Source organism: Aquimarina sp. Aq107 (assembly GCF_943733665.1).
GTDB lineage: Bacteria > Bacteroidota > Bacteroidia > Flavobacteriales > Flavobacteriaceae > Aquimarina.
Genome location: NZ_OX030782.1, coordinates 4,706,473 through 4,724,402, shown reverse-complemented (window position 1 = coordinate 4,724,402; position 17,930 = coordinate 4,706,473). Strand labels below are relative to the sequence as shown.

Here is a 17,930-nt window from a genome sequence, read left to right as displayed (position 1 = left end):
TTTTTAAAATCACAATAATAAGCGCTTGGGCATTTTTCAAAAACTTTTTAAACAAACTTTTATATACGGAATGGCAACTGTGTTACCACGCATGTTGTCATTTCTTTTAGTACCCTTATATACCAACCAATTACCCACAGAAGAATACGGTAAGGTTTCGATTATCTTTTCTTACTTCGTATTGCTCAATGTAGTTTTAGCGTATGGTATGGAAACTGCTTTTTTTAGGTTTTTTAATAAGGAGTCTAATAAAGAAAGAGTAGTTAGTACATCTGCTATATCATTAATAATTTCGTCATTGATATTTTTGGTGATCGCCATCCTGTTAAGAGAGCAAATATCAATTTGGACAGATATTAAATTAGAATATATAAATTTAGTAATATGGATATTACTTCTAGATGCTTTAGTTATTATACCATTTTCTTGGTTAAGAGCCAATGAGCAACCTATTAGGTATGCGATTATTAAAATAACAAATGTTGCTATTAACTTTGGGTTAAATATATTTTTCTTACTCTATTTAAAACAACTTTCATTTCATTTTTCTTTATTTAATTGGATTTGTAAAGATGATTATGAAATCAGTTATATATTTATTTCTAATCTTATTGCAAGTGGATTTGTATTAATGGTTTTGTTACCATTTTATATTAAAATTAAATATCACTTTGATAAGGTTCTTTGGAAAAAAATGATGAGATATGCCCTGCCAATTTTGATAGCAGGAATCGCATATTCAATTAATGAGACTTTTGATAGAATTCTATTAGATAAATTATTACCAGAGAATGTCGCCGAGCATATGGTAGGGGTCTATTCTGCCTGTTATAAATTAGCATTGTTTATGACATTGTTTGCTACTGCTTTTAGGTTAGGAATAGAACCGTTTTTCTTTAATTATGCCGATAATAAAAATGCCCCAGAAACATACGCTAGAATTACTAAGTATTTCGTAATTCTAGGATCATTTATTTTTCTATTTGTGATTGTATTTGTTCATCTGTTAAAAATTGCTTTTTTAAGAGATGTAGCATATTGGGAAGCAGTAAAAATTGTTCCATTCATTTTATTAGCTAATTTTTGTTTAGGAATTTATCATAATCTTTCGGTTTGGTATAAGGTAACGGACAGAACAAGGTTTGGAGCGTATATATCGGTTTTTGGAGCTATTATTACTTTACTCCTTAACTTTTTATTAATTCCTAAATACACTTATGTTGGTTCGGCTATCGCTACTTTAGCGGCATATGGGACGATGATGCTAGTGTCTTGGTATCTGGGAAGAAAATATTACCCAATTCCATACGATCTAAAAAAAATGGGGATGTATCTGGCGTTATCGATCAGTTTTTCAATTATTTCGTTTTACGTCTTTGATAGTAATTATATGATTTCAATCCCTTTATTAGTAGTGTTTTTAGTAGTTTTGTATGCCTCAGAAAAAAAGGAATTAAAACAAATATTAAAAAGATAATCAACATTTTAGAAAGAGCTTTATAGTAGATATGCAAATAAATATAATTAATAAATCATCGCACAAGTTACCGCATTATGAGACCATAGCTTCAGCAGGAATGGATCTTAGAGCAAACATAACAGAATCAATAACATTAAAACCATTAGAACGAACAATTGTAAAAACGGGATTGTTTATAGAATTGCCTGTTGGTTTTGAAGCACAAGTTCGCCCTCGAAGTGGATTGGCCGCTAAAAAAGGAATTACGGTATTAAACGCACCGGGTACTGTCGATGCTGATTATAGAGGTGAAATAGGAGTTATTTTGGTAAACTTATCCAATGAAGATTTTGTTATAGAAAATGGAGAAAGAGTCGCGCAGTTAGTTATTGCAAAACACGAAAGAGCTGAGTGGATAGAGGTGACTGAACTTACCGAAACCTCTAGAGGAGAAGGTGGCTTTGGAAGTACTGGAGTTAAATAGGAATATTTGCCAAGTAAAAAAAATAGTACAATTAAAAAATATTAAATAAAATCAACCAATCAAAAAATAAGTAAGTAATGAAAATAATTGTTCCAATGGCAGGAAGAGGTTCTCGATTAAGACCTCACACATTAACAGTTCCAAAGCCTTTAATTCCGGTAGCAGGAAAACCAATTGTTCATCGATTAGTTTCTGATATTGCTAAGGTTTTAGGGGAGCCAATAGAAGAAATAGCATTTGTGTTAGGAGATCCTGCGTTTTTTGGTGATGATGTGGTAGTGAGTTTAACAGAATTAGCAGAAGAATTAGGTGCTAAGGCTTCTATTTATAGACAAGACCAACCTTTAGGAACAGGACACGCGATTATGTGTGCTAAAGATTCTTTATCAGGTCCAGCCGTTGTGGCGTATGCCGATACATTGATTAGAGCAGATTTTAATCTTGATAAAGAAGCGGATTCTGTGATTTGGGTTAAACAAGTAGATCAACCAGAAGCGTATGGAGTAGTAAAGCTTAATGAGAATAAAGAGATCGTAGAATTGGTAGAGAAGCCTAAAGAATTTGTTTCTGATTTAGCTGTGATAGGAATCTATTATTTTAAAGATATTGCTGTGTTAAAAAATGAATTGCAGTATGTGTTAGATCACAATATAATCAATGGTGGAGAATATCAGATTAATGATGGTATTAAACGAATGATGGCAGATGGCAAAGTTTTTGTTCCTGGTCAGGTAGAAGAATGGATGGATTGTGGAAACAAAAATGTTACGGTAGAAACGAATTCTAGAATGCTAGGTTTTTTGGAAAAAGATGAAGAAAAATTAATAAGTGACGATGTTGTTTTAGAAAATGCTACTGTTGTTCCTCCTTGTTGTATAGGGAAAGGGGTTGTAATTAAAAATGGATCCATTGGACCTAATGTTTCAATTGGAGACGGTTGTAGTATTGAAGATAGTACTATTAAAAATAGTTTAATACAGAACCAAACTATCGTAAAAAATGCTACCTTAGACAATGCTATGATAGGGAATCATGTGTATTATGATGGAAAATACACCACCATTAGTATCGGAGACTATTCTACTTTAGAATAATACGTGATTTATATTACTTTGAATGATTTATATGCCTAAACTTTGGAGACATATTTTAATTTGCTTGATCTTTCTTGGAGGAGGAGTTAATACTGTTTTAGCTCAAGAACCAGAATCGCTCAAAAAAATAGAGATTTTGGATGATCTCGGAGACGTGTCTGATGTGTTTAGGGAAAGTTTTTTTGAAGCGCTAAAGCAAAGAGCAATCACAAATTACGATAAAGCAATCATAGCGTTAGAGCGATGTATTTCGACAAATCCAAAACCAATTGTTTTGTATTATGAATTAGGTAGAAATTACTTGGAGCTAAAACAATATGATAAAGCAACGGTAAATTTGCAAAAAGTTCTTAAAGAAAGACCTAATGATCGATATGTTTTGGAGTTATTATTCGAAATATATTTTACAGAAAGAAAGTACACAGAATCTATAGAGGTTGTTGAAAAATTGGTGACTTTCGATAGTATGTACAAAGAACAATTGGCCAATCTTTATTTTTTAGAAACTCGTTATGATGATGCTCTAATAGTTGTAGATGAATTGATAGAGGAATTGGGTTTAGATTCATATAGAGATAAATTAAGAAAAAAAATAACCTTAAAAATAAGTAATCCTAATTCTCAAATTACAAGATTACAAGAGAAAATAGCTTCTAATCCAAAGGAAGAGCAGAATTACTTGAATTTAATTTACCTATACAGTCAAGATAATCAGATCGAAAAGGCATACGGAACGGCTCAGATGTTGTTAAAAGAGAAGCCTAAGTCAGAGTTGGCTCATTTAGCATTATATAAGTTTTATTTAGATGATAACTTACCAAAAGAAGCTATTAATTCTATGAAGATTGTCTTATCGAGTGATAAGATAGACGAAGAATCTAAGTATAAAGTAATAAATGATTTTTTGATTTTTGTGGACAAAAACCCGCAATATGAAACCCAACTTATTGAAGTAACAAAAGTTTTTTCTGATGATTCAGGAAGTAGTAAAGTGTTTACCGAAATAGGAAACTATTTTTATGAAAAAGACAAAAAAGAGCAAGCACTTAATTACTATGAGAGAGGAATTAAAGATAACGCTAGTAATTTTGGGATTTTAAGAAAAATGCTGTTGTTACAGTTAGATTTAAAGAGGTATGAAAAAGCCAAAATAGGAAGTGAATTAGCAATAGAAATGTATCCTTCGCAGCCAATTCTATATTTGGTAAGTGGAGTTTCTCTGATTAATTTAAATAATTATGAAGAAGCTATAGATATTTTAGGTATCGGTATGGATTATATTATAGATGATTTTAAGATGGAATCTGACTTCCATGATCAAATAGGAGAAGCATATATGAAAATGGGAAATGAGGCAAAAGCTTTAGAGTATAAAGAGCGATCAGTTCAACTTAAAAAAAAATCATAAAAGGTAATGAATAGAATATTTTATCTATTATGTATTTCGTTAGTTATACTTCAGTCTTGTAAGGGAACCAAAGCTATTTCAGGATCTAATATCAAAAAACTGAAAACCGAAAAAGTCATATCTAATCATTACGATAAAGCTTTTAACTTTTCTACAATCAATGCTAAGGTAAAAGTTAGATATAATGACGGGAAACAATCATTTAGTCCTAATGTAACAATACGTCTTGAAAAAGATAAGAAAATATGGGTCAGTGCTAAGCTTTTGGGAATAACTCTGGCAAAAGCTCTCATTACGCCTGATAAGGTGAGTTATTATGAAAAGATTAATAATACTTATTTTGAAGGTGATTTTGTATTGTTAAGTAATTGGCTAGGGACTGATTTGGATTTTAATAAAGTACAACAATTATTGATTGGTCAAGCACTTTTTGACCTAAGAGATGATAAGTATATTTCTTCAGTAGAAAATCAAAAATATAGACTTCAACCTAAAAAGGAGTTAGCGTTATTCGAGCGATTATTTATTTTAAATCCAGATAATTTTAAGATTTTTTCCCAACAGTTGAAACAACCAATAGAAAATCGAAACCTTCTTATTAACTATAATAGTTACCAAAAGGTAGGAAATCAAGATTTTCCGAAAGAAATCAGTGTTCTAGCTACAGAAGGTATTGCGAAAACTTCTATTATGATAGAATATCGTAGTGTTGATTACAATGCTAAGGTAAGTTTTCCGTTTAAAATACCATCAGGATACGAGCAAGTGACTATAGAATGAGGTTAAAACAATGTATATATATCTTCGGAATGCTTTTAATGAGTATTCCTTCTTTTTCTCAAACTACCAAGCAGCAGCAGCTTGAAGAGCAAAGACGCCGTCTTAAAGAGCAGATTGAACAGATGCGGGTATTGCTTGCTGACACAAAACTTAAAGAACGTTCCGTGTTAGATGAAGTAGAAACATTAAGTTCTCAGATAAGTACCAGACAAAACCTTATTAAGATTACTAATCAACAGGCAAATTTATTGACAAGAGAGATAAATAATAACCTGAAGAAGATGGAGTCGTATCGGGATGAATTGAAAGCTTTAAAAGAAGATTATGCAAGAATGATTGTAAAGTCTTATAAAAGTAAATCTCAGCAAAGTAAGATTATGTTTTTACTGTCTTCAAGCGATTTTGCGCAGGCTTATAAGCGATTGCAATATATGAAGCAGTATAATGAGCATCGTAAAGAGCAGGCTGATCAAATACAGAACCGCACCGAAGAATTACAAACATTAAATAAAGGCTTGTTAGAGCGAAAGAAAAATAAGCAATTATTGGTAGAAGAAAACCGAGACGCTCAAGAACGCCTTAAAGAAGAAAAACAACAGCAACAATCCTTAATGGCGTCTATTCGTAAAAAAGAAGGGACATATAAAAAAGAGATAAAGAAAAAACAAGAACAAGCAAGTGCGTTAGATAAAGCAATTCAAAAATTAATTCGTGAAGCGATAGCTAAAGCAAATAAGAAAGCTGGAAAGAAAGCTTCTAAGAAGGGATCTGCTACGACTTTTGCATTAACTCCAGAGGACAAGAAGTTGGCAGATAATTTTACTTCTAATAAAGGAAAATTTCCTTGGCCAGTAGGTACCGGTAAATTAACTAGGAAGTATGGTCGCCAACCACATCCAACGTTACCGAATATTCAAATTAATAGCAGTGGAGTAGAGTTAGAAACAAGACCAGGAGAAAAAGCTAGAGCGATTTTCGAAGGAGAAGTAATGGCTATTCAGAAATTAAAAGGTGCAGGTAGATTGGTTCATGTAAGACACGGTAACTATATCACAGTATACTATAATCTAGAGAATATTTCTGTGAAGGAAGGTCAAAAATTGTTAACTAAACAAAGTATAGGAGAAGTACGTGTAAACCCAACCACCGGTCGCGCAATTATGAAATTCTTAATTTTTAAAGACACTAAAAAACTAAATCCTCAATCTTGGATTTATAAAATGTAATGATAACATGGAAATAGTTATTATTTCGGTTGTAGCTTTTTTACTTTCAATACTTACCTTTTTTTCTGGATTTGGTTTAGGGACCATTTTAACCCCAGTATTAATGATTTTTTTTCCTGTAGAAATAGCGATAGCGTTAACAGGTATTGTACATTTCTTTAATAATGTTTTTAAATTAGTTCTGGTAGGAAGAAATGCAAATAAGTCGGTGTTACTAAGATTCGGAATCCCGGCTGTAATAGCTGCTTTTGCAGGTGCTTGGTTGTTGGTACATATTCCTGATATACAACCACTTTTCACATATACATTATTTGATAAAGAGTTTGAGGTATATCCTGTAAAGTTTATTATATCAATTTTATTGATAATTTTCGCGAGTATGGATTTGATTCCATATTTCTCGAATCTAAAATTTGGTAAAGAGAAACTTCCTTTAGGAGGGGTTTTAAGTGGTTTTTTCGGAGGTCTTTCTGGTAATCAAGGAGCACTAAGAACAGCATTTCTTATTAAAGCGGGACTTTCTAAAGAAGCATTTATAGGAACTGCAGTAGTGGTTTCTACTTTTGTAGACTTTACTAGACTTAGTGTATATGCAACTAATGTATCAGAATCAGGTATTACAGAAAATCTTCCATTGGTTACCTGTGCAACATTATCGGCTATAACTGGTGCATTTTTAGGTAATAAGTTATTAAAAAAAGTAACCTTAAAATTTCTCCAGATAGTTGTGGCTATTATGCTAATCTTAATCTCAATTGCATTAGGGGCAGGATTCCTTTAAAAATTCTAAGTAAATAGCGCTTTCAGTTCGGTAGCATCATCAGGTTTCATTTTGCCCGCTAATACTAAACTAAGTTGTTTACGGCGCAGAGCAGCATCGTATCTTTGTTGTTCGAGTTCAGTGTCTGGTTTGATCTGAGGAACAGAAACCGGTGATCCACTTTCATTAACCGCTACAAAGGTGTATATGGCTTCGTTTGCTTTCGTTTTATCTCCTGTTTGGCGATCTTCTATCCAAACATCTATTACTACCTCCATAGATGATTTAAACGCACGAGAAACTTTTGCTTCTACGGTTACAACGCTTCCTAAAGGAATGGCTTTGCTAAATGCAACGTGATTTACTGAGGCAGTTACTACAATTCTTCTAGAGTGTCTTCCCGCAGCAATACCAGCAGCTCTGTCCATACGAGCTAACAATTCACCTCCAAAAAGATTATTAAGAGGATTAGTTTCTCCTGGTAAAACAAGATCAGTCAATATAGTTCTAGATTCTGAAGGATATCTGGATTCCATGAATTTTGATAATTTTGGGCAAAGATAATCAGGTAAGATCAACTAAGGACTATACTAGGACAGAAAACTGATATTCAACTGTCTTTGGTCAATCAATAAATATTCAGTGCTTTTGTAAAAAATAAAAATAAATCTACCTAAATATCAAAATTTGATATAGAAAGTATTGCGACCAGACCATTGATATTGAAAATCAACTAAAAACAATTGTTATTATTTTTGAACTAATAACCAAGCACGACGATCTTGTTGTTTTTTGATTTTTTGTAATGCTTTTAGGGCTTCTAATCTATCCTCAAAGGTATTATAGACAACTTGATGCAATCCATATTTGTTAATGCCAATTAAACGTGCATCAAACCCTTTTGATTTTAGTTTTTGTATTTTTTTATGAGCATTTGCTTTTATTCTAAAGGCTCCAGCAATAATATGATATTTTCCAGAAGTATTTATAACTTCAACAGTTGTATTTTCTGAGCGCTCTACAGAAGCCGCATCCGCTTTAATGATGTTAAGATTAATAGCAGGTAATGGACTCGTAATATCAAAAGTAGCCTCTTGGATTCTATTTTGAATTTCTTCTTCGGCTTTTACTAACATACGACCGTTTTCTAAATTGGTCTGAGTATTAACTTGGTATAAGCCTAAAGACCCTATGATAAGCCCAATTGCGGCAACCGCTGCATATTTTAAATAAGGGCGTTCTCTTCTTTTTTCTGGAGTAAATGCAATTGGTGTAATTTCTTCAATTGCTTCGACCTGCTCTTTATAAGTTTCTCTAGTTACCTGAGGCATTACTACTTTCTGAGTAATCTTTTGTTCTTCTCTAAGAATTGAAGGAGAAATAAAAGAGTTTAAGCCGAAAGCTTCAGTTAAATAATTTGTGCTCTGAGAAGGTTCAAATTGTAAAGTATCTTCCACAGAAGTGTAAAAAGAACCAATTCCATTCAATTCAAGTCTTTTACCATTCGCCATCTTATTTCTAAGTGACAAAACATAACGCTGGATTTTTGCAACAGCATCAGTATAGGATATATTTTCTGCAGTTGCTATGTAATTGGCTAATAGACCATCATTGTTTTGTAGTTGGCTATTAAAAGAAATAATTTTTTGAGGAGGAAAAAAAGCATGAGTAGATTCCTGAATCATAGCAGGTTGTCGCTTTGTCAAAAAAGCACCAAATCCTGGTAAGATTACACATTCGTATCTATATAATAATTCACTTATGTATTTTGCTGTATGATTCATCGTCCCCCTATCTTAAAATCTTATTCAATATTTTCAGTTTAAACCATTTTAAAGATTATACGAATCTTGGTTAGCTTAACTTGAAGAATTAGTTGGTTATTTTGGTTAGTCAAAGGTAAAAAAAATAGGGTTTAATACTAAGTAGGTTCATTGATTTTATTAACAGTTTTGTTTTTTTTCGTTACTTGTGCTGACTTATAATAGTTTATGACTAAAGAAAAATTAATTGCCTTACTTACCTTAAAGAAAGTACCCAATCTTGGAGATAGTTCTATTAAGAAACTCATTAGAGAAATAGGCTCTGCAGAAGCCGTTTTGAAAGAAAAACCTGCTAATTTGTTAAAGATCGATGGTATTGGAACTATTAGAATCAAAGAAATACATGGTATAAAGCATCGTAATGCCGCAGAGAATGAGTTGAAGTTTGTGGAGGACAACGATATCAACTATACTGTTTATGACGAAGTTGATTATCCAGAAAAATTGAAATATTGTATAGATGGTCCTGTAGTTTTATTTAGCAAAGGAAATATTGATTTAAAAAATAGAAGGATACTTAGTATTGTTGGCACTAGAAAAGTTACTAATTATGGAGTAAAATTTTGCGAAGAACTAATTGAAACGATTGTTCCTTTAAACCCCACAATAGTCTCGGGTTTTGCTTATGGTGTTGATATCACTGCTCACAAAGCAGCTGTAAAGCATAAATTACAAACGATAGGGTGTCTTGCTCATGGATTAAATCAAATATATCCAAAAGCACATAAAAAATACATGGCACAAATAGAGGAAAATGGTGGGTTCTTTACAGATTTTTGGAGTACGGATACTTTTGATCGAAAGAATTTTTTGGGACGGAATCGTATTATTGCGGGATTAAGTGAAGCTACAATAGTAATTGAAAGTGCAGATAAGGGCGGTTCTTTAGTTACGGCAGAAATTGCAAATTCTTACAACAGAGACGTATTTGCTGTACCAGGAAGAGCTAGTGATTCACTAAGTGCCGGTTGTAATATGCTTATCAAAACACAAAGAGCACATATGTTAACTAGTGCTGCAGATTTGATTTATATCCTTAATTGGGAATTGAAAGAAAAAGAACAACCGATCGTGCAAAAACAACTTTTTGTGGAGTTAGAAGGTGATGAAAAAAGGATTTACGATTTTCTTAGCAAAAATGGAAAAGAGTTACTGGACGTGATTGCGTTACAATGTAAAATTCCAACCTTTAAAGTGGCTTCCGTTTTGCTCAATCTTGAGTTAAAAGGAGTAATACGACCATTACCTGGAAAATTGTTTGAAATTATATGATTATTCAAGTATTTCTTTAACAACAGGCACTATTTTTTCTACCCATAAACTATATTGAAACGGACTTGGATGTAAATCATCTGCAACCAAAGCTCCTTCTGAGTCTCCGAGTTCTCTGGAGATTGGAGTAACATCAATAAACGCAATTTGTTGCTCTATACACTTTTGTTTTATGTAAGCATTATAGTTATCAATTTCTGATGCAATTATTTCACTATTATTAGAACCAAAAGGTGTTACACCATAATCAGGTATAGAAATAACAATTACGTGATCTTTGTCATTATTGGCAAGTGATATTGCTTTACTTAATAGTTCATTAAACTCTAATTCGAAGGTTGTAAAATCTACTCTTTGGAATTGATTATTTACTCCAATCATTAGAGAAACTAAATCACGACTTTGTAAACTACTTTCTTCCATAGCCGCTATAAGATTGGTTGTAGTCCACCCAGTTGTGGCAAAAATTTTCACATTATCAATTTTTTTAGAAGGTGTAGCAAAAGCATCCTTTAGTTGGAACGGCCAAGTCTGATCTTCTGTAACTCCCTCACCAAATGTATAAGAGTCTCCCAATGCTAAAAAAGAGAATGTTTTAACTTCTTCAGTTTGATCTTCTTCTTCAATAATTTCTAAGGAAGAGGTATCATCTGATGAACACCCGAAAAAGAGCATAAAAACTATAAGAAGAATTGAATATACATTTTTATTCATGTAGTATGAATTTTAATCTAATTTAAGCATTTTTAAACTTTATGATTTTGTAAATCATCTATTTAGTTAGAAATACTATAATGAAAGGAATAATGTAGAAAAGTAGATAAGAAAAAAATACAGAAAAAATAGAAGCAACTATTGTTTCGAATCTCTCTCCTTTTTTTTGGAAAATCATAAAACTAAGCAATATGATATATATGAATACAATAGGATCAAAAACTATAGGAAATCTTAAAATAGTATAAGATAGTATGCCAAGTAAAGTTGCATGCCCTACTATAAAGCAGTTAATAGCAAGGTGTTCTAAAAAACTAAATGTTTTGAAAAATAATCTGGAAAATAAACTAAGAAATACAATATTAAGTAACCAAAAGAATTTTATATAAGTCCCAATAAATTTACCTGCTTCATAGCTATTAGAATATAATTCTCCTTCAAAATTTTCAAATTTAGAAGTGTCTACCCAGTGCATTTCAAATAAAGAAATTATAACTAAATTTAGAGAGGTAGCAATCAAGGCATAGCTTACGGGATTAAAAACATTTTTTCGTTTTCCGTAAATGTAATCAAAAACTGTTTTTTTAGGAGATGTAGTTAAATACTGAAGATTGAATAACATTCCCTTATCTATATCCATGAATCTAGATACAAAATCATTAACCAGAAAAGAAAAGGTAATTTTTTCTACGGTACTTTTTTGTCCACATTCTGGGCAAAAGTTTCCTTTATAACTTGTTTCGCAGTTTAAACAGTTGGTCAATTTTATAATATTTAGTTTTTTTAAAGTAATTGCATCTGTTTAAATAACCCCACCACAAACCTTTAAACGAAGTATCTTCTTAACGGATTGAACAACTTGTTTTTTATAAGCAGGGTTTGTTTTCATTTCAGAAAGAATTGCATTTATGGTGGCATTTTCGTTTTGAGGCATTAAAATTAGATCACAACCCGCTTTAGAAGCCAATAAAGGTGCGTTATCAAGAATAGTAACAGCTTTCATAATATTTAAAGCATCAGAAATTATAATTCCCTTAAACCCCATTTCTTCTTTTAGTAATCCTGTAATAATTTTTCTAGAACAGCTAGAAGGCAATCCATCAGTTCCATATTTCTCGTTATTTTGGATGGTTATGTGCGCAATCATAATGGATAATACACCATCTTCAATAATCTTTTTATAATTATCTACTTCCTGTAATGGACCATCAATATAAACACTTTGTTTGTGAGTATCTCCTTTTACCAAACCATGACCAGGAAAATGTTTTGCAGTGGCGATGATTCCACCTGCTTGCGTACATTTTATAAATTGATTGGCCAAAGTAATTACTGCATCCTTATCGCTACCATAACTTCTGGATTTAATCGCTTCATTACTGGCACTTATGTCTAAAACAGGTGCGTAATTATGATGTACTCCAATTTCTCTAAGTTCTGTATTAATTGTATTAACTACTACATCAGATTGTGCCTCGGTTTTTATGTCAATTGTTTTTCCAACGTCTTTTGCTCCTTTAATTCGACTGGCAAATAAACTGGGCTCTGCGTCCATGCTAAAAAGTAGAGGCAGTGTCTTATTTTTAGAAGAAATTGCATTTAAGGTGTTAATACTTTCTGTATGTGTTTTTTTACTTCCTTTAAGAAAGACCACACCTCCGATGGCGTCATTTTCGGTCAATTTTTTCACTGTAGCCATAGGTTTTCCTAACTCTCCAGCTGATGATATGATCATTTGAGCTACTTGTTGTCTTTCTGAAAGTGTATTATAGATAGAGTCTACGGTATACTCCAATTCGGAATTGTAGGTGTAAAAATCCTGTAACCCGAATTTTTTAGATTGTGCATTGCTTTGAATAATAGATAAAACTGAAAGTAGTAATAATGAAAAATATCGCATAGGTAATGATTTGGGTTGTATTAAATAGATTAACAATGGATCGGAGCATCTTTTAATTGTCCCCATTCGCTCCAAGAACCATCATAAATCCACAAGTCAGTATATCCAGCAAGATGAGCTGCTAATAAAATTACACAAGCAGTTATACCTGAACCGCAGCTAAAGATCAATTTTTTATTTCCGATTTCAAAATCATCAAATAGTGTTGTTAGTTCTTTTGTGGGAAGCATCTTTCCATACTGTAATACTTTTGTGTAAGGCAAATTTAATGAATTAGGGATATGTCCTCCTTTTAGATCAGTTCTGGGTTCTGGATCGATGGCTTTAAATCTTCCATATGAACGTGCATCAAGGATTACAGATTTTGTACTGTTCATTTCAAATAAAATATTTTTAGCGTCAACAGTATATTTGGAATGATCGTTTATTTTAAAATCACCTAATAGAAATTTGGTCGTAGTCCCTTTATTTTCAGTAGGTAATTCGTTTTTGATCCATTCGGGTAATCCGCCATCAAGTACTGCTACATTTTTATGACCAAAAGAAGTAAACATCCACCATGCTCTTGGACTTGAGTATATACCTAAAGTATCATACACTATAATTTTTGAGTTAGTGTTGATACCTAATTTTCTACAATTTTTTTCAAAAAAATCAGAAGAAGGAAACATATTTGGTAAGTTCGAATCTTGATCAGAAAAGGATTTTTTGATATCAAAAAATCGAGCTTTTGGAATTTGTAATTCTTGATTAGATGCTAGAGAAGAAGTCACTTTTTTAATACTTGCATCAAGAATAATAAGATCTGGGTGATCTAAATGCTTAAATACCCAATCTACTGAAACTATTGGTGATGGAAATTCTAAAGTATTCATTCTTAGGATGCTTGGAATTTATCAAGTAATTTATTTGTCTGTTGATGTAGTTTTTTCTTAAAAAAACTAGTTCCTCCAAGTAATTTTCCTTTCCAGCCAATTGCCTGCGAAGCCCATTTGTGTAGGTTAAAATGATCAGTATGTTTTATGATTTTACCATCTTTAAATTCGAATTCGGCATCGATACTATTATGAACAGACCTTCCTGTTTGACTAAAACTATACCAAGCCTCCCAGTGTGCAGAACCTTTTTGATCATCTGCTTCTACTTTAGAGAACTCTACTTTAAGATCTTTCCCATTTTTACAAAGCATTTGCCACATTTTTTTGGCTCTTTCACCTTTTAATTTTCCGAAACCAGGATCTTCAAAAACAATATCATCGTGATAACAAGAAATCATTTTCTCTGCATTTCCTTCGCTTAATCCAGTATAAAATTTTTCGATAAGTTCTTTCATATGTATAAAGTTACAAAGAAATATATACTAATAAGTGCATAAGGGTTTCTTATTGATATTTGAGAAATACACGCAAACATTGTGAAACCTTATTTTTGATCTTATTTATTCATACTATCTAATTCTAGATAAAGGCGTTCAACTTTATCTCGTGCCCATTGTGTTTTTCTTAAAAACTTAAGACTAGATTTAATAGATGGGTCATTCTTAAAAGAATTGATAGAAATTTTATTAGACAATCCTTCCCAACCATAATGGTCTACAAGCAATTCTAGTATAGTTAACAACTTCATTCCGTGTAATGGATTATTTGGTTGTTTTTTGATGGTTTTGTTTTGATTGTCCATTAATTAGTTTGTCAATAAAGGCTTTTACTCTTTACCCAATTATTTAAATTTTTTGATAGTATTATCAGTCTAACTTGTCTGTCAGTTTCTTGAATATTTTTTTTGGATTTTTGTTTTCATATAATATATCGTGCACTGCATCAATTATTGGAGTACGAGTACTACTGGTAGCATCCAGTTCATAAGCAGTTTTGGCAGCATAATATCCCTCGGCAACCATATTCATTTCCATTTGAGCACTTTTTACGGTATAGCCTTTACCGATCATATTACCAAACATACGATTACGCGAAAAAATAGAATATCCAGTAACAAGTAGATCTCCTAGGTATGCCGAATCGTTAATATTACGTTTCATTTTATGAATCTTTTTAATAAAACGTTTCATTTCGCGAATAGCATTACTCATTAAAACACTTTGGAAATTATCTCCATATCCTAATCCGTGGGCAATTCCTGCTGCTACAGAGTAAATATTTTTTAATACAGCAGCATACTCCGTACCAATAATATCATCACTTACTTTACATTTGATGTATTCACTACTTAAGTTTTTGGCAACGATTTTTGCCTTGTCTTCATCGTTAGATGCAATTGTTAGGTATGAAAGACGTTCGAGAGCGACTTCCTCTGCATGGCAAGGACCAGTAATTACGCCGATATTATTAAAAGGAATATTATAAATATCATGAAAGTGTTCTCCAACGATCAAACCTGTTTCTGGTACAATTCCTTTAATGGCAGAGAAAATAACTTTGTGTTCTAAAGATGCAGTAAGCTTTTGCAATTCCTTATGTAAAAAAGCAGATGGTATCGCAAAAATTAAATAATCTGCATAAGTAACTGCTTCATTAATATCGTTAGTAAGCTTAAGTTGATCCATCTTAAACTCTACAGAACTTAGATAATTCGGATTGTGCTGTTGTCTCTTTAGATGTTCTAAAGCATATACACTTCGCATATACCAACCTACTTCATTTAGATTTTCAGTAAGCATTTTTACGATAGCTGTAGCCCAACTACCACCGCCAATCACAGCAAATTTTAATTCTTTATCCATGTAAAATGATTGTGAGCTCAAAAATAAGGAAAATACAACTCAAAATAAACACCTGATAATCAATTAAATATATTTTTGGCACACGTTTTGGTTTCAGATATACGAAATTGAAAAACACTTAGCTTATGAAGACTTTAAAATTACTTTCGGCTTTTATTTTAGGTTCAATGTTTCTAACTTCTTGTGTAACAGAAGTAGTAGTAGAAGATGATGTTTTTATTGAAGAACCTGCAATTACATTAAACGAATTATTAAGTACCTACGAAATATGGTATGTAGACATCGAGCGTACACAAGGGAATGGAGAAATTCCTTTTCTTCAGAAAGCGTTTACTGTTTCCTTTAAGAATGGAACTTTTTATGCTAATAATAACTTAGTAGGAATTGGAAGTAATGGAAATGGTTTTGGATTAGATGTTGGGTTTTACAATACGTTTAGAATGGAAGTTGATATTAGCCATGATATTGATGGCACGTATAGCCTTGATGTTACTCAATATGGAAATAATGAAATTAGATTGTATGATGGAGTTACTAATACTAGTTATTATCTAATAGGGTATCAAAGAAATACGTTTGATTATGATAGAGTGTTTTATGATAACATACATTACTTCTTACATGAATATGTTACTTGGGAAAAAGTATATACAAGTGATTTTGGAGCACTAAATGAGTTTGATAACGAAAATTATTTACAATTTTTATATTATGGATCAGGTGATAATTTTAAAAGTTCTGAAGACGTTAATGTGTCTAATATCAATGATATATACTATGATTATAGTGGCTATTATGCAGTAGATGATGTGCCTAATAATTTCTATATGAAAAATTTAACACTTGATTACGATTATTTGGGCAATGAATATTTCGAGTTAACCGTTATAAATGATAGTAAGATAGAATTATTACATCCTGCTTCTGGAACAATTTATGAATTTGTAGGTAGAGGATACCTTCAGTTTAAGAGTTCTAAAGATGGAAAACCATCTCAGAATGACAAAAGAAGATTAAAAAAAGCTGATTTTATGAAGCTTACAAAATAAAACAAGTCGCACTAGACGATATAAATTTTTTTGGTTGGTTATTTAGTTGGAAATCGCTCTACAAGAGAAATCTTGTCTGGGCGATTTCTTTTTAGTAGCAAGATATTTCAATTGATATAAGAACTAAAGAATATTCCCTGGTAACCTTGCGTGCTAAATAAATCATAAACACTTGATAATAAGTGCTTATTTTGATCAAAATGAGGATGTGTTCTGTTTAAAAACTATTGATTTGGTGTATTATTTCCTAACTTTAGTAATTCAACAAATCAAATTAATCATATGCTTAAAAAAATCTTAAACATCGACAACAGCAAAAAATTAAGTAAGACGGAACAACAATCTATTCAAGGAGGAGGCTTTCCTTTTTTTGATGAATGTTGTGCGTGTGTTTTTAGACCAGGAAATAGCCCTTTCCCAATTTTAATTACACAATCTTGTTCTGATCCTTGTCCAATTGATGGGAGTACAGAATATGAAGAAACTGGTTGTTAAACTTTACAAAAGCGAACCTAAGTTCGCTTTTGCTTTTTTAGAGAAGATTACTTTGGTTTTTATAAAGGTTTCAAGTGATTTGCTTAATTTTATGTTTCAAAATAGATATAAATATGGGAATTCGAAAACCTTTTAATCTTGATAAATGGATAAAAGAAAATAGAGACACACTTAAGCCTCCTGTGGGTAATAAAAATTTATACAAAGATGCGGGAGATTACATCATAATGATTGTTGCTGGTCCCAATGCAAGAAAGGATTATCATTATAATGAAACAGAAGAGTTATTTTACCAATTAGAAGGCGAGATAGAAGTTCATATACAAGAGGATGGTAAAAAAGAAACTATGAAATTAGGACCAGGTGATATGTACTTACATCCTGCAAAAGTTCCACATTCTCCAGTACGTCATGAGGGATCTATAGGCTTGGTAATAGAAAGAAAACGTGTTGATTTAGAGGCTGAAGATGGATTATTATGGTTTTGTGATAACTGTAATACTAAATTACACGAGGTTTATTTTAAGCTAAATGATATTGAAAAGGATTTCCTTAAACATTTTAAAGATTTTTATGGTAGTCAATCTTTAAGAACTTGTAATAATTGTGGTGCAGAAATGCCAGTAGATAAGAGGTTTGTTACAGAATCATAAAGAGTCAATTTAGTTTGAAACTTTTAATTTTAATAGAAGATTGATTTTTTTAACTATGGTTTTTTAAAATATT

General features: G+C 31.8%; 20 protein-coding genes. 11 read left to right on the top strand and 9 right to left on the bottom strand.

The window, feature by feature from the left end:
* Nucleotides 1–25: 25 nt before the first annotated feature.
* The 7 genes from NMK29_RS20520 (at nt 26) to NMK29_RS20490 (ending at nt 7,232) form a co-directional block, all read left to right on the top strand.
* On the top strand, nt 26–1,477 hold the full coding sequence (locus NMK29_RS20520) for a lipopolysaccharide biosynthesis protein (RefSeq protein WP_108802711.1): 1,452 nt from the start codon (nt 26–28) through the stop codon (nt 1,475–1,477).
* 31 nt (nt 1,478–1,508) lie between these two features.
* The gene (dut, locus tag NMK29_RS20515) at nt 1,509–1,943 is read left to right on the top strand and encodes a dUTP diphosphatase (protein ID WP_027394408.1); all 435 of its coding nucleotides are present in this window, start codon (nt 1,509–1,511) and stop codon (nt 1,941–1,943) included.
* 77 nt (nt 1,944–2,020) lie between these two features.
* Complete coding sequence (locus tag NMK29_RS20510) at nt 2,021–3,037, top strand: sugar nucleotidyltransferase (protein ID WP_108802712.1); 1,017 nt, start codon at nt 2,021–2,023, stop codon at nt 3,035–3,037.
* 31 nt (nt 3,038–3,068) lie between these two features.
* Nucleotides 3,069–4,445, top strand: a complete 1,377-nt coding sequence (locus tag NMK29_RS20505) for a lipopolysaccharide assembly protein LapB (protein WP_159092160.1) — start codon at nt 3,069–3,071, stop codon at nt 4,443–4,445.
* A gap of 6 nt (nt 4,446–4,451) precedes the next feature.
* The gene (locus NMK29_RS20500; protein WP_108802714.1) at nt 4,452–5,225 is read left to right on the top strand and encodes a DUF4292 domain-containing protein; all 774 of its coding nucleotides are present in this window, start codon (nt 4,452–4,454) and stop codon (nt 5,223–5,225) included.
* The gene (locus NMK29_RS20495) at nt 5,222–6,451 is read left to right on the top strand and encodes a murein hydrolase activator EnvC (protein ID WP_108802715.1); all 1,230 of its coding nucleotides are present in this window, start codon (nt 5,222–5,224) and stop codon (nt 6,449–6,451) included. Before NMK29_RS20500 ends, NMK29_RS20495 begins: the two co-directional genes overlap by 4 nt.
* A gap of 7 nt (nt 6,452–6,458) precedes the next feature.
* A complete protein-coding gene (locus tag NMK29_RS20490; protein ID WP_108802716.1) occupies nt 6,459–7,232 on the top strand; it encodes a sulfite exporter TauE/SafE family protein in 774 nt (257 codons plus the stop codon).
* A gap of 5 nt (nt 7,233–7,237) precedes the next feature.
* Here NMK29_RS20490 and NMK29_RS20485 read toward each other — a convergent pair whose 3' ends face one another.
* Entirely contained in the window at nt 7,238–7,747 is a 510-nt protein-coding gene (locus tag NMK29_RS20485; protein ID WP_108802717.1) for an acyl-CoA thioesterase, read from the bottom strand.
* Nucleotides 7,748–7,960: 213 nt separating this feature from the next.
* Entirely contained in the window at nt 7,961–8,995 is a 1,035-nt protein-coding gene (locus NMK29_RS20480; RefSeq protein ID WP_108802718.1) for an SPOR domain-containing protein, read from the bottom strand.
* Between the two features lie 207 nt (nt 8,996–9,202).
* Between NMK29_RS20480 and dprA the strand changes: the two genes are divergently transcribed.
* Nucleotides 9,203–10,306 carry a DNA-processing protein DprA gene (dprA, locus tag NMK29_RS20475; protein ID WP_108802719.1) on the top strand — a complete coding sequence of 368 codons (1,104 nt, stop codon included), beginning with the start codon at nt 9,203–9,205 and terminating at the stop codon, nt 10,304–10,306.
* On the opposite strand, the gene NMK29_RS20470 is transcribed toward dprA, so the two are convergent.
* The 7 genes from NMK29_RS20470 to NMK29_RS20440 all read right to left on the bottom strand — a co-directional run bounded on the left by NMK29_RS20470 (nt 10,307) and on the right by NMK29_RS20440 (nt 15,660).
* Nucleotides 10,307–11,020 (bottom strand): SGNH/GDSL hydrolase family protein, encoded by a 714-nt coding sequence (locus tag NMK29_RS20470; protein WP_108802720.1) that lies wholly within the window; start codon nt 11,018–11,020, stop codon nt 10,307–10,309. It lies immediately after the preceding gene.
* 58 nt (nt 11,021–11,078) lie between these two features.
* Nucleotides 11,079–11,783 carry a DUF3667 domain-containing protein gene (locus NMK29_RS20465; protein ID WP_108802721.1) on the bottom strand — a complete coding sequence of 235 codons (705 nt, stop codon included), beginning with the start codon at nt 11,781–11,783 and terminating at the stop codon, nt 11,079–11,081.
* A gap of 39 nt (nt 11,784–11,822) precedes the next feature.
* A complete protein-coding gene (locus NMK29_RS20460; RefSeq protein WP_159092161.1) occupies nt 11,823–12,920 on the bottom strand; it encodes a glycoside hydrolase family 3 N-terminal domain-containing protein in 1,098 nt (365 codons plus the stop codon).
* 29 nt (nt 12,921–12,949) lie between these two features.
* A complete protein-coding gene (locus tag NMK29_RS20455; protein ID WP_108802723.1) occupies nt 12,950–13,795 on the bottom strand; it encodes a sulfurtransferase in 846 nt (281 codons plus the stop codon).
* 2 nt (nt 13,796–13,797) lie between these two features.
* Entirely contained in the window at nt 13,798–14,253 is a 456-nt protein-coding gene (locus NMK29_RS20450; protein WP_108802724.1) for a nuclear transport factor 2 family protein, read from the bottom strand.
* Nucleotides 14,254–14,354: 101 nt separating this feature from the next.
* A complete protein-coding gene (locus NMK29_RS20445; RefSeq protein ID WP_199915036.1) occupies nt 14,355–14,600 on the bottom strand; it encodes a VF530 family DNA-binding protein in 246 nt (81 codons plus the stop codon).
* A 64-nt stretch (nt 14,601–14,664) separates the two neighbouring features.
* Nucleotides 14,665–15,660, bottom strand: a complete 996-nt coding sequence (locus NMK29_RS20440; RefSeq protein ID WP_108802725.1) for an NAD(P)H-dependent glycerol-3-phosphate dehydrogenase — start codon at nt 15,658–15,660, stop codon at nt 14,665–14,667.
* Nucleotides 15,661–15,785: 125 nt separating this feature from the next.
* On the opposite strand from NMK29_RS20440, the gene NMK29_RS20435 reads away from it, so the two are divergent.
* From NMK29_RS20435 to NMK29_RS20425, 3 genes are all read left to right on the top strand, one after another.
* The gene (locus tag NMK29_RS20435) at nt 15,786–16,709 is read left to right on the top strand and encodes a nicotinic acid mononucleotide adenyltransferase (RefSeq protein WP_108802726.1); all 924 of its coding nucleotides are present in this window, start codon (nt 15,786–15,788) and stop codon (nt 16,707–16,709) included.
* A gap of 282 nt (nt 16,710–16,991) precedes the next feature.
* Complete coding sequence (locus tag NMK29_RS20430) at nt 16,992–17,204, top strand: hypothetical protein (protein ID WP_027394392.1); 213 nt, start codon at nt 16,992–16,994, stop codon at nt 17,202–17,204.
* 113 nt (nt 17,205–17,317) lie between these two features.
* On the top strand, nt 17,318–17,857 hold the full coding sequence (locus NMK29_RS20425) for a 3-hydroxyanthranilate 3,4-dioxygenase (protein ID WP_108802727.1): 540 nt from the start codon (nt 17,318–17,320) through the stop codon (nt 17,855–17,857).
* Nucleotides 17,858–17,930 lie beyond the last annotated feature (73 nt).

Bases quoted from the DNA above. Each gene is read 5' to 3' on its own strand.
- NMK29_RS20505 (WP_159092160.1), top strand. From the start codon at position 3,069: ATGCCTAAACTTTGGAGACATATTTTAATTTGCTTGATCTTTCTTGGA.
- NMK29_RS20470 (WP_108802720.1), bottom strand. From the start codon at position 11,020: ATGAATAAAAATGTATATTCAATTCTTCTTATAGTTTTTATGCTCTTT.
- dut (WP_027394408.1), top strand. From the start codon at position 1,509: ATGCAAATAAATATAATTAATAAATCATCGCACAAGTTACCGCATTAT.
- NMK29_RS20430 (WP_027394392.1), top strand. From the start codon at position 16,992: ATGCTTAAAAAAATCTTAAACATCGACAACAGCAAAAAATTAAGTAAG.
- NMK29_RS20435 (WP_108802726.1), top strand. From the start codon at position 15,786: ATGAAGACTTTAAAATTACTTTCGGCTTTTATTTTAGGTTCAATGTTT.
- NMK29_RS20450 (WP_108802724.1), bottom strand. From the start codon at position 14,253: ATGAAAGAACTTATCGAAAAATTTTATACTGGATTAAGCGAAGGAAAT.
- NMK29_RS20460 (WP_159092161.1), bottom strand. From the start codon at position 12,920: ATGCGATATTTTTCATTATTACTACTTTCAGTTTTATCTATTATTCAA.
- NMK29_RS20480 (WP_108802718.1), bottom strand. From the start codon at position 8,995: ATGAATCATACAGCAAAATACATAAGTGAATTATTATATAGATACGAA.
- NMK29_RS20495 (WP_108802715.1), top strand. From the start codon at position 5,222: ATGAGGTTAAAACAATGTATATATATCTTCGGAATGCTTTTAATGAGT.
- NMK29_RS20455 (WP_108802723.1), bottom strand. From the start codon at position 13,795: ATGAATACTTTAGAATTTCCATCACCAATAGTTTCAGTAGATTGGGTA.
- NMK29_RS20490 (WP_108802716.1), top strand. From the start codon at position 6,459: ATGGAAATAGTTATTATTTCGGTTGTAGCTTTTTTACTTTCAATACTT.
- dprA (WP_108802719.1), top strand. From the start codon at position 9,203: ATGACTAAAGAAAAATTAATTGCCTTACTTACCTTAAAGAAAGTACCC.
- NMK29_RS20445 (WP_199915036.1), bottom strand. From the start codon at position 14,600: ATGGACAATCAAAACAAAACCATCAAAAAACAACCAAATAATCCATTA.
- NMK29_RS20485 (WP_108802717.1), bottom strand. From the start codon at position 7,747: ATGGAATCCAGATATCCTTCAGAATCTAGAACTATATTGACTGATCTT.
- NMK29_RS20510 (WP_108802712.1), top strand. From the start codon at position 2,021: ATGAAAATAATTGTTCCAATGGCAGGAAGAGGTTCTCGATTAAGACCT.
- NMK29_RS20440 (WP_108802725.1), bottom strand. From the start codon at position 15,660: ATGGATAAAGAATTAAAATTTGCTGTGATTGGCGGTGGTAGTTGGGCT.
- NMK29_RS20425 (WP_108802727.1), top strand. From the start codon at position 17,318: ATGGGAATTCGAAAACCTTTTAATCTTGATAAATGGATAAAAGAAAAT.
- NMK29_RS20500 (WP_108802714.1), top strand. From the start codon at position 4,452: ATGAATAGAATATTTTATCTATTATGTATTTCGTTAGTTATACTTCAG.